The sequence below is a fragment of the Nostoc sp. UIC 10890 genome, from assembly GCF_054786515.1.
The window spans coordinates 1-11,792 of sequence record NZ_JBSGKF010000025.1; the positions used below are offsets into that span (position 1 = coordinate 1).

At 39.9% G+C, this 11,792-nt stretch carries 12 protein-coding genes and 1 pseudogene; 11 read left to right on the forward strand and 2 right to left on the reverse strand.

Features of this window, described 5'->3' with window-relative positions; translation table 11 throughout:
- The 9 genes and pseudogenes from ACWATR_RS37400 to ACWATR_RS37440 all read left to right on the forward strand — a co-directional run.
- Positions 1–183: hypothetical protein (locus ACWATR_RS37400; RefSeq protein ID WP_460344618.1), on the forward strand; the 183-nt coding region annotated here is incomplete at its 5' end.
- A 97-nt stretch (positions 184–280) separates the two neighbouring features.
- A complete protein-coding gene (locus ACWATR_RS37405) occupies positions 281–745 on the forward strand; it encodes a small multi-drug export protein (RefSeq protein WP_460344621.1) in 465 nt (154 codons plus the stop codon).
- Between the two features lie 168 nt (positions 746–913).
- Positions 914–2,827 (forward strand): 1-deoxy-D-xylulose-5-phosphate synthase, encoded by a 1,914-nt coding sequence (gene dxs / locus ACWATR_RS37410; RefSeq protein ID WP_460344624.1) that lies wholly within the window; start codon positions 914–916, stop codon positions 2,825–2,827.
- Between the two features lie 142 nt (positions 2,828–2,969).
- A complete protein-coding gene (gene ispG / locus ACWATR_RS37415; protein ID WP_460344627.1) occupies positions 2,970–4,193 on the forward strand; it encodes a (E)-4-hydroxy-3-methylbut-2-enyl-diphosphate synthase in 1,224 nt (407 codons plus the stop codon).
- Positions 4,194–4,574: 381 nt separating this feature from the next.
- On the forward strand, positions 4,575–5,282 hold the full coding sequence (locus ACWATR_RS37420; protein ID WP_460344630.1) for a transmembrane-type terpene cyclase: 708 nt from the start codon (positions 4,575–4,577) through the stop codon (positions 5,280–5,282).
- A 95-nt stretch (positions 5,283–5,377) separates the two neighbouring features.
- On the forward strand, positions 5,378–6,403 hold the full coding sequence (gene crtE, locus ACWATR_RS37425; RefSeq protein ID WP_460344633.1) for a geranylgeranyl diphosphate synthase CrtE: 1,026 nt from the start codon (positions 5,378–5,380) through the stop codon (positions 6,401–6,403).
- Positions 6,404–6,543: 140 nt separating this feature from the next.
- Positions 6,544–7,320 carry a GNAT family N-acetyltransferase gene (locus ACWATR_RS37430; protein WP_460344636.1) on the forward strand — a complete coding sequence of 259 codons (777 nt, stop codon included), beginning with the start codon at positions 6,544–6,546 and terminating at the stop codon, positions 7,318–7,320.
- A gap of 209 nt (positions 7,321–7,529) precedes the next feature.
- Positions 7,530–7,695, forward strand: a pseudogene (locus tag ACWATR_RS37435) (polyprenyl synthetase family protein); the annotation flags it as partial.
- A gap of 227 nt (positions 7,696–7,922) precedes the next feature.
- Complete coding sequence (locus ACWATR_RS37440; protein WP_460344639.1) at positions 7,923–9,140, forward strand: 4-hydroxy-3-methylbut-2-enyl diphosphate reductase; 1,218 nt, start codon at positions 7,923–7,925, stop codon at positions 9,138–9,140.
- Between the two features lie 56 nt (positions 9,141–9,196).
- On the opposite strand, the gene ACWATR_RS37445 is transcribed toward ACWATR_RS37440, so the two are convergent.
- Both ACWATR_RS37445 and ACWATR_RS37450 read right to left on the reverse strand, forming a co-directional pair.
- Positions 9,197–9,568: a transposase gene (locus tag ACWATR_RS37445; protein ID WP_460344642.1), complete on the reverse strand. Its 372-nt coding sequence runs from the start codon at positions 9,566–9,568 to the stop codon at positions 9,197–9,199.
- A gap of 57 nt (positions 9,569–9,625) precedes the next feature.
- Entirely contained in the window at positions 9,626–9,859 is a 234-nt protein-coding gene (locus ACWATR_RS37450) for a hypothetical protein (protein WP_460344645.1), read from the reverse strand.
- Between the two features lie 228 nt (positions 9,860–10,087).
- On the opposite strand from ACWATR_RS37450, the gene ACWATR_RS37455 reads away from it, so the two are divergent.
- Both ACWATR_RS37455 and ACWATR_RS37460 read left to right on the forward strand, forming a co-directional pair.
- Positions 10,088–10,849, forward strand: coding sequence for a DUF6748 domain-containing protein (locus ACWATR_RS37455; RefSeq protein WP_460344648.1), 762 nt, complete (start codon positions 10,088–10,090; stop codon positions 10,847–10,849).
- Between the two features lie 255 nt (positions 10,850–11,104).
- Positions 11,105–11,792: PEP-CTERM sorting domain-containing protein (locus ACWATR_RS37460; protein ID WP_460344651.1), on the forward strand; the 688-nt coding region annotated here is incomplete at its 3' end.

Consider the following 11,792-nt stretch of genomic DNA (forward strand, 5'->3'; position numbering starts at 1 on the left):
AGAAATTTATTCGCGGGGCAACAAACTCATCATTTGACACTATCACAATTGCTCAAAAACTATCACCGCTTTCGGATTGCCCGTCTTTTTTTAGGTCAAGGTACAGCGGTAGATGAGCAGGATAATTTAGAACTCAATAATTTCTATGGTGCGATTGGTGTGTCTTTTCTAGTAAAGGCTTGATACTTTGTTACAGACTTGCGCCCCTATAACAAGTTTATGAATGCTAAGTATCGATAAGCTCAGAACCAACATTCATTAACCTGGAAAAAGGACAAAGATGATAGAGTACATTTTAAAGGCATTTTTGGTTTGTTTTCTTGGATTTTTTCCAGCTTCAGAAATTTATGTAGCTATTCCTTCAGCCATCGCTCTCGGTCTAGATTACTGTTCAACTGTAATTTGGTCTGTCGCAGGTAGTTACACTGCTGTTCTACTAATACACTATGGTTATGAGCGTTTTAGTCAAATACCACAAGTCAAAACGTGGCTCGGCCGTTTTTCATCCCAACGATTTAGAAATTGGATAGATGTTTACGGAATTGGCTTTGTTCTACTAATAACTCCATTGCTTGGTGTGTGGGTTGTGAGTGTAACAATGAAAGTTTTCAAAATGGATTCCGGACTATTCTTGGTTTACTCTTTCATCAGCGTGGTTATATCTACCGTTGGACTAACAGCACTTACATACGCCGGAATAGATTTGGCTGCAAATGGCTACAAAATGATAATTGGTGTAAGCTAAAACACATCTAATTTGCAGATGAAAATTTTCTCAATATCTTGTGGGGTGGGCACCTTGCCTGCCCTGATTATGCAACTTGAATGCTGATTAGCTTAACAGACTAAGCTCATAATAATGCCCGGGTACTATTAAGCATTTAAAATTACTTGCTTTTTACAGGAGATATATATGCATCTGAAAGATTTAACTCATCCTAACCAATTACACGATCTGTCAATTCAAGAACTTCAGCAAATTGCTTCTCAGATTCGACAAAAGCACTTAGAAACTGTAGCAGCTAGTGGTGGTCACCTTGGTCCTGGATTAGGTGTAGTAGAACTCACGGTAGCACTTTACCAAACCTTAGATTTAGAACGTGATAAAGTTATTTGGGATGTGGGTCACCAAGCCTATCCGCATAAACTGATTACTGGTCGCTACAATTCTTTTCACACACTGCGGCAAAGAAACGGTATTGCAGGATATCTCAAGCGCTGTGAAAGCAAGTTTGACCACTTTGGTGCAGGACATGCTTCCACAAGTATCTCTGCTGCTCTAGGTATGGCGATCGCACGAGATTTGAAAGGTGAAAAATTCAAAGTGGTAGCTGTGATTGGTGATGGGGCACTGACAGGTGGCATGGCATTAGAAGCGATTAACCATGCAGGTCACTTACCTAACACTAATCTGTTAGTAGTCCTTAACGATAATGAAATGTCCATCTCCCCGAATATTGGTGCTCTTTCTCGCTACCTGAATAAGTTACGCTTGAATCCATCAGTACAGCTTTTATCAGACAACCTCAAAGAACAATTCAAACATTTACCTATTGTAGGGGATTCCCTTTCGCCAGAACTTGGACGTCTTAAAGAAGGGATGAAGCGTTTGGCAGTAACCAAAGAGGGAGCCATGTTTGAGGAACTAGGCTTTACTTACATTGGACCTGTAGATGGTCATAATCTTGAGGAATTAATCGCCGCTTTTGAGCAGGCACATCAGATAACAGGACCAGTTTTAGTCCATGTAGCCACTGTCAAAGGTAAAGGCTACGAATTAGCCGAAAAAGACCAAGTAGGCTACCACGCTCAAACCGCCTTTAATCTCACTACCGGCAAAGCCATCCCTTCCAGCAAACCTAAGCCTCCCGCTTATACCAAAGTTTTTGCTTACACTTTGGTGAAACTTGCTGAACAAAACCCTAAAATTATCGGTATTACTGCTGCAATGTCAACGGGAACGGGTTTAGACAAACTGCACGAAAAGCTGCCCAATCAATATATTGATGTAGGTATTGCCGAACAACACGGTGTTACTCTAGCAGCTGGTTTAGCCTGTGAAGGTATGCGCCCAGTCGTGACAATATACTCTACTTTCTTACAACGCGCTTACGACCAAATTATTCATGATGTCTGCATTCAAAACTTGCCTGTCTTCTTCTGCCTGGATAGAGCAGGAATTGTTGGTGCAGATGGACCAACTCACCAAGGAATGTACGACATTGCATATTTGCGTTGCATTCCTAACATAGTACTAATGGCTCCTAAAGATGAAGCCGAGCTTCAGCAAATGCTTGTCACTGGCATAGAACACACGAAGAGTCCGATTGCTATGCGGTATCCTCGCGGTACTGGTTATGGTGTCTCTTTGATGGAGGAAGGCTGGGAGCCTCTGCCCATCGGTAAAGGCGAAATCCTGCGTTCCGGCGATGATGTTCTCATAGTCGGCTATGGTTCGATGGTTTACCCAGCTATGCAAGCAGCTCTACTTTTGAGTGAGTATGGCATTCAAGCTACTGTAGTAAATGCTCGCTTTGTTAAGCCTCTGGATACTGAATTGATTGTGCCACTAGCTCAACAAATTGGTCGAGTCTTCACTTTAGAAGAGGGCTGCGTAATTGGAGGCTTTGGTTCAGCTGTAGAAGAAGCATTGCAAGAACATGACGTATTGGTGCCAGTAACACCGATAGGAATCCCTGACAAATTAATTGACCACGCAACTCCAGAGGAATCCAAAGCAGATATTGGCTTAACTAGTGTACAAATTGCCGAGCAAATACGACAAGCTGTTACATTGCCAGTACAAAAGTTTTCTCAAGTTTATTAGTACAGCACAGTGTAAATAAACCACTCATTGCAAATCAATGAAACGCTTGCGGTATAAAAATTTCAAATTCCGCAAAGTGCTACTAGTTTCTTTTGAAGTGTTGAACTTGAAGCTAAACTTTGATATCCAGGGGCAAAAATCTATGTTCACTATTCCATCTCCAACTATTGTCAATACCTCTTCCCGCCCACTTTCTGAGACCACCGTTATCCGTCGTAAAACACGTCCCGTTCGCGTTGGTCATGTCACCATTGGCGGTGGTCACCCTGTAGTGGTGCAGTCCATGATTAATGAAGACACTTTAGATATAGAAGGTTCAGTAGCTGCCATTATTCGCCTTCACAAAATTGGCTGTGAGATTGTCCGTGTCACCGTGCCTAGTCTGGCTCACGCCAAAGCCTTAAGTGAAATCAAACAGAAATTAGTCGAAACCTACCTTGCTGTACCCTTGGCGGCTGATGTACACCATAATGGCATGAAGATTGCCTTGGAAGTAGCAAAGTATGTTGAGAAGGTACGAATTAATCCTGGTTTGTACGTATTTGAAAAGCCAAAACCTAATAGAACCAAATATACCCACACCGAATTTGACAATATTGGCGAAAAGATCTGTGAAACCCTAGAACCCCTTGTGGTTTCTCTACGCGATCAAGGCAAAGCAATGCGAATTGGCGTCAATCACGGTTCTCTTGCTGAACGGATGCTGTTTACCTATGGTGATACTCCAGAAGGTATGGTAGAGTCTGCACTAGAGTTTATTCGCATTTGTGAATCTTTAGACTTTCGCAACCTTGTTATATCTCTCAAGGCATCACGAGTGCCAGTAATGTTAACCGCTTATCGGCTGATGGTACAGCGAATGAATGAGCTAGGTATGGATTATCCTTTACATTTAGGTGTGACAGAAGCTGGTGATGGAGAATACGGACGCATCAAATCTACTGCTGGGATTGGCACACTTTTAGCTGATGGGATTGGGGATACGATTCGGGTATCGCTTACAGAAGCTCCGGAGAAAGAAATTCCCGTGTGCTACAGCATTTTGCAAGCACTGGGTTTAAGGAAAACGATGGTGGAGTATGTTGCTTGCCCTTCTTGTGGTCGTACTTTGTTTAACCTAGAAGAAGTACTGCACAAAGTGCGAGAAGCAACCAAACATCTTACTGGTCTAGATATCGCAGTCATGGGTTGCATTGTCAACGGACCTGGAGAAATGGCAGATGCTGACTACGGTTATGTTGGGAAACAGCCTGGTTATATCTCTTTGTATCGTGGAAAAGAAGAAATCAAAAAGGTTCCTGAATCTCAAGGTGTCGAAGAATTGATTAACCTAATAAAGGCGGACAATCGCTGGGTAGATCCTTAAAACTAAGCTGAAAAATTGGTTATGTAGCCAGTCATAGTTAAAAGAGTAATTCTAGCTCCATCAATTGAATTAGCACTTTCTCAGCTTCATCAGTAATATCAATAAGCTGTGTTCAATTTTGTGAACTAAAGCTGAGATTAATATTCATTGTTTATGACTTTAACTGTTTTAATACGACTTTGTTTTAATCAACTGTAAACTATCAGGTTAATCATTGTTTCTCAAGGCAAACTAAAACACGAATTAGTTTTATGAAATTATATTACATATATGGCTTTATGTTTTATTAGGATATTCTGGATTTTGGGGATAACTTATGATTAACGCATCTACAATTGTTAAAGTTTTAGCATCTATTATTTATTAAATGAGGTATGACTTATGAGTATAGGCGCGACTTTGAATTCTGTTTGTGATGTTGCATGGGTATTTACATATGTGGCCATTATTTGGCGAGGTTTCAAAGACCGTTCATTAGGTATGCCTATGGTAGCTCTTAGTGCAAATATTTCATGGGAAGCTATTTATTCATTTATTTATATACCACCTAGTAACGCTTTACTATATGCTAGTATCGCCTGGTTTACCTTCGACATTCCAATTGTTTGGCAATGCTTCCTCTATGGATACAAAGATTTTCCATCTCCCATAAAAAGGAAGAATTTTGGATTAGTTTTTTTAGCTTGTATAGCTATTTCTTTTTCTATTATTTTGGGCATTGCTTCGGAATTTAATGATACGAAGGGAGTTTACACAGGTTTTGGAATAAACTGTATGATTTCAATTCTTTATGTATATATGCTTCTTCAACGCAATGACATAGCTGGGCAGTCCATCTACATTGCAATTTACAAGTTAATTGCTACAATGTTTGCGTTTTTAGGCTCATGTTTTGATGCTCCTGGTGATATTGATAAAACTTTAAGCTTTCAAACACTAATGGCAGAAGTTTTGGTAGACCAAACCTATCCCACAACACTACTCATCAAAACTTTATATGCAATCATTTTGATTTTCGATTTATTGTACATCGTATGTTTTTATCAAAAATGTATGGAGAAAAATATTAATCCTTGGGCAAGATTCTAATTTATCTCATAGCTATCAACTGAATTTTTGCCTTGAGTAAAAGTAACAGCTAAATAAATCAAATTTAGTGCCATAATATTGAGGAGATGTCTTAAATGAATACTAAAATTTTTGAATTTTCGCTTCAAGATTCTATACATAACCAAAGCCAACTATCTAGTCAGGAAATCAAGGTAGTGGATACCAAAAATAAATCATTACAAGTGCTTGAAGTTGACATATCTCCAGAAGTAGCTACCTTTAATCTGTCAACCTATTTATTAGAACGACAAGCCTTAATTGAAAGGGCGCTTGAGTGCTCAATTGCTGTAGTTTATCCAGAAAAAATTTATGAGTCTATGCGGTATTCCCTGCTGGCTGGGGGAAAACGCTTGCGGCCAATTCTGTGCCTTGCTAGTTGTGAATTATCTGGAAGTACAGTGGAAATGGCGATGCCTACTGCTTGTGCACTAGAAATGCTTCACACTATGTCTTTAATTCATGATGATTTGCCTGCTATGGATAATGATGATTATCGGCGAGGTAAACTGACAAATCATAAGGTTTATGGTGAAGACATTGCTATTCTCGCTGGTGATGGACTTTTAGCCTACGCCTTCGAGTTTATTCTGGTTCAGACGAAAGGAGTACGATCTGAGCAGTTGTTGCAGGTAGTTGTGAAATTAAGCCATGCAGTTGCAGCAACAGGTTTAGTAGGTGGTCAAGTTGTTGACTTAGAATCGGAGGGATTAAAAAATATTAATCTAGAAACTCTCAACTTTATTCATACCCATAAAACTGGGGCTTTATTGGAAGCTTCTGTTGTCACAGGGGCGCTCTTGACAGGAGCTAATCAAGAGGTTTTGCAACGGCTTTCTCGTTATGCTTACAATATTGGCCTAGCCTTTCAGATTATTGACGATGTACTGGATATTACGGCAACTGCGGAACAACTAGGTAAAACCGCAGGCAAAGATTTACAGGCACAAAAAGCAACTTACCCCAGTTTATTAGGCATAGAGGAATCTAGATATCAGGCGAAAAAGTTAGTCGAGGAAGCTAAAGCTGAACTCGCTCCTTTTGGACAGAAAGCTATCCCTCTGATGGCGATTGCTGACTACATTACATCTAGAACTCACTAGTTTCAAAAAAGTTGTGCTTAGTATTAAGTATCATACGAATAATCAATGTTTACTAAACTTGAGAGAGTCATAAATTTGACTTTAACTCAACTGGAAGAGACAGTTAATAAAATAGCCCTGAAGAAAAAGGACAAACAATTGTGAAAGATGACTTCAATTTTCATACGGTAACTACGCTAGAGATACCGAACTTTTATGAAAAGAGTAAAGTTTTTTTAAAGCAGGGATTGCAGCGACTATTCGCCTATGACATTGACACCAATAAAGATTGGCTTGTTTTATACCAGGGTTTATATCAGCTCTATCCAGAGTACCAGTATGCGCTAGTAGAATCAGCTACGCAGCAAATCATTGCTCTGGGAAATTGTATTCCCTTAGCATGGAAAGAAAACTTAGAACAGTTACCCGACGGAGGTGCTACTTGGGCGGCAACTCAAATGTTTGCCGACGATCACTCACAAGGTTATCAGCCTAATATTTTATGCGCTCTAAACATTAGTGTTCTACCTGAGTATCGCGGTAGGCAAATAAGCAGTTTTATGCTCCAACAGATGAAGAAAATAGCTCAAGCTAATAAGCTTAGTTCGCTTATTGTTCCTGCGCGTCCAACCTTAAAACATCTTTATCCTCTCACGCCTATGGAGCGCTACATTACTTGGGAAAATGAAAACGGTCTTCCCTTCGATCCTTGGTTACGTACTCATGTTAGGCATGGGGCTAATCTAGTTGGTATTTGTTCTAGATCTGCAACCATTATCGATACTATTAGTAATTGGGAAGCTAGAGTTAATATGCGTTTTCCAGAAACAGGTGATTATGTTATTCCGGAAGGATTATTGCCTCTAAAAATTGACTCTACAAACAATCAAGGAACTTACATAGAGCCTAATGTGTGGATGCACTACAATCTTGTTTAACGGGTGTGGTCAAAAGTAGTTAGCAATATTGGTCTAGTCTTTGAGATTATTGGTGATGTGCTGGACATCACGGCAAGTGCGGAACAAATAGGTAATATCATGTCCGGTTAAAGACTTATCTCATTAAGACCGCAGGGAGCAGGCGGAAAGATGGTTTTCCGATTTTTGTACAGATGTGGTAATTGTAACTAATTAGCCGGACATGATATAAAACCGCAGGCAAAGATTTACAGGCACAAAAAGCAACTTACCCTAGTTTATTGGGCATTGAAGAATCTAGATATCAGGCGAAAAAGAAAGTTGATCAAGGAAGCTAAGGCTGAACTCGCTACCTTTGGACAAAAGGCTATTCCTCTGATAGCGATCACTGACTAAGTAAGTCGGCGTTAAAAAATCAATCTATGTAACGAAGTGTAAATCTCGCAAACAGCTTAAAATAAATCGTTTCAGGGTTCTTACAAAACTAAACATACCTTGGTTTTACCGTGCCGACTTACTTACATCACAGCTAGAACTCACTAGCCAGTAAACAGTTATCAATTATCACTGTTGATTTTTCATTGATAACAAAACTGTATTTATTATGACAACAGGAGTTAGGGATGGATACAAAAGCATTTAAGCGGTTGCTCCATAGTTCCGAACATTACTATCGTAAGGGATTTGGGCATCAAACAGAAGTCACCAAGATGCTGTACTCTGAGTATCAAAGCAGCTTAATTCAGCAGATACGGGAGAACGACTACACATTACACAAAGGTAATGTCACAATTAAGCTAGCAGAGGCGTTTGGATTTTGCTGGGGAGTAGAACGAGCGATCGCTTTGGCTTATGAGACACATCAGCAATTTCCCACCGAGCGTATTTGGATTACCAACGAAATCATTCACAACCCCTCTGTCAATCAAAACTTGAGGGAAATGCAAATTGAATTTATTCCGGTCAACGAAGAGGGAAAGAAGGATTTTTCTGTTGTTGGTACGGAAGATGTTGTGATTCTACCTGCTTTTGGTGCTAATATTGAAGAAATGCAGCTGTTAAATCAAAAAAGCTGTAAAATTATGGATACGACTTGCCCTTGGGTATCTAAAGTGTGGAATAGCGTTGAGAAGCACAAAAAACGTAACTACACTTCAATTATTCATGGTAAGTACAGCCATGAAGAAACAATTGCAACCAGTTCCTACGCAGATAAGTACCTTGTTGTCCTAAACCTGCAAGAAGCAGAGTATGTCTGCAACTACATTCTTCATGGTGGAAACCCTGAGGAATTCTTAGCCAAATTTGCCAAAGCTTATTCTCCTGAATTCGATCCTGATACTGACTTAGAATGGGTGGGTATCACCAATCAGACTACCATGCTCAAAGGAGAAACCGAGCAGATTGGTAAGTTGTTTGAGCGGACGCTTATGCGTAAGTATGGCCCAGCCAATATTAATGACCATTTTCTCAGCTTCAACACCATCTGTGATGCTACCCAAGAACGTCAGGATGCAATGTTTAAGCTCGTAGAAGACAAGTTGGATCTGATGGTAGTTGTTGGCGGTTTTAACTCTTCTAACACGACTCACCTTTGCGAAATCTCCACTGAACGCGGGATTCCTTCCTACCACATTGATAGTGCAGAGCGCTTGGGGCCAGGTAACCGCATCCAACATAAAAAGTTGCATCAAGACATTGAAGTATTTGAAGATTGGTTACCTTCGGGTCTAATTGTTGTAGGAATTACTTCTGGAGCTTCGACACCAGATAAAGTGGTCTCTGATGTTATTGAAAAGATTTTTGCCATCAAAGCCGCTATGATCTGTGTTCTAAACTAGTCAAACTTTCCTAACTGTAAGAGGATGTCTGAAAAGTTCTGAGAAAGTGATGATAGTTACACAAGTTGTTTGAGCATTAAACGGATCATTGCGACATAAATAAATGCTTCTGTAGTTTCAGGAAGTACTTCATAATCTTTACTCAGTCGCCGACACCAATTGAACCAACCAAAAGTTCTCTCAACAAGCCAACGCTTGGGCAAAACTACAAACCCTTTTTGTTCCTCATGACGGCTGCCTACATTTAAAATCCATCGGTATAGATCAATAACCCAGTGCTGGAAATCCTTGCCTCGATACCCTCCATCAACCCAAATTGTAACTAAACGACGAAAGCGATCGCGCAATAATTCAAGTTTGGAGAGTACCTGCTTTGCACCCGCTTGTTCGCTAACACCTGCTGCGGTTATGACTAAGCTAATCGTCATTCATTTTTCCAGCTCGATTCGCTTGTAGTAAGGGCTTTAGCCCTGCTTTTATGCAACTTAAATGCTCATTAGCTTAATGTCAGCATCCGTATATGTAAGCTTATTCCCGTTAGTGTCCGTAACTGTCAACAAATCGCCCGTGGCTGCATCAATTTCGTAGACAATTCCCTCTTTGGTCGTTAAAACATACACGCTACCAAAATTGACATCTGCGGGATTATAATTCAGCCCACCGTTCAGCCCCACGTATTCATTGCTACCAGCCTTGTGAAGAATTCGCGCATCCTTCACGGTAAGCGTACTGGTAACGTTTGTCTAAAACAATGAGTTCTTAAAATTCCTTTAAGGTTTCCCGCAAGGTTTTTTAACCTATTGTCAGTAGTGTAAAAGTTATGGTATTCCAATCTACCTCGCCAACTACGAGCTTGTGTACAGGTATTTTGTCAGGTTTTGCCAGAAATGCTGTTAACTCTGCTCTTAACAAAGGTATTTAACCCTCAAATAAAATCGAAAACTACCATGAACAAACAATCATTGAACTACAAAGCCTCAATTATTCCTCTATTAGGTGCAATAATATTCACCAACGGATTTTTCTCCAAAGTATCGGCGCAAAATATTTCTGCTCCAGAGACTACTGATTCTGTTGCAGTCAGCGTCAAAAATCAAGAGTTTCCACAGTGGGGATATTACATGGTGCGAAGAGATTTTCGCAAATGTGCTTCTCCAGTATGCGGTGGGTATTTTATAAAGCAAGTCAACTTGAAAGCTACTCCTTGCTTAGATGGTGTTTTTCGCTCTGAATGCTATGTGTCTGCAATTGATTGGAGTTCCCTGAAAGTCTCGCCTTACGAACTAATAAAAATTCAAAATGATGATGGTAGCCGTGTGATCCTCAGAGGTAACATCGTCCCAATAACATTTCCTGGATTCGGTGAGTTTGGGAATTTGAGAGTAAAAGAAGCCTTCTATGCTGCGACAAATGCCCCAGCAAAAGGTACTTTTGTGGCACTAAAAGACAATGGCATTCGTTGCATCACAACCCCTTGCTTCTCAACAAATCAACTGGTTTTGAATAAACCGAGGATTTCTCAAGTCTCGTCAATCGATTTGAGTCAAACGGCTGCAACGCAAAAGCAGCTTGAGGCAGCAACAAGCGAAATTTTTGGTAAAGGTTTGATTGCTGTAGGTATAACGGAGGTAATAGAAAACGTAGATCCAACTAAGAGAGATACTAAGTTTGTGGCCACACAATTTTATCTGAGAGTAGAACCAAAGTAAAAGAATTTTAGCTCAGATAAAATAATTCCTAAAATAGACAAGCGGTATGGGAGCGATGTCTGCGACTAGCTACGCACTTCAACTACTTGCATATTGCAGCACTTGTTCCCACTCCCAGCCCCATACCGTCTCTACCAGTATTTCCTTGCCGTTGGTGAATTAAATGAATTCTGAGCAAATATTCTAAACTTCGGTTGACTTGTCAATAACGAATCGTTAAGATTTAGACAAAATTTTGGATACTCAATTACAGCTATGCTTGGTCTAAAGTCAATTTGTGTGTTAATGCTGGCAACATCAGGATTAAGTCTCATCTCTTACCCCGTTAAGGCTGCTTTAATTAATTTTAATAGTCAAGGAAATATTACGGCTATCAAGGGATTACAAATTCAGGACAATTCATATAACGTTGAATTCGTGCAAGATACTTTCAGTAATTTATTCGGTAATCCTTCTAATTTGACGCTTTTGCCCACTTTTTGGCTAGATGCTGAAGGCGCTAAAGCTTCAATTAATGCCATTGATAGCATTTTAAAAACAACTTATCCATCTGTTATTGCTTCTGACCAGATGCAAGGCACTACAGACTATATCATTCCTCAACAGTCTGCTTCTCCTCGGGTAGCAACTATAGACGAGCAAGGAAATATCACCTATCTTCCTACTAACCTTTTTGGAGGCTTGTGGGGAAACCATAGCAATTATTATCAAGATCGACAACGCGATGAACTGTATAATGCACTTTGTCAAATTAATGTATATTGTAGTGTTAACATATACAGGATGATCAATCCAGAAATATTCGCGGGAACAGATATTGATTCCCTTCGGACATTTGCGATTTTTTCTCCTAATATAAATAAATCTATTCCCGAACCTTCTAATATAGTTGGACTAGGAATTATGGGAATTTTGACTTTATTAATTAGTAAAAAAAACAGAT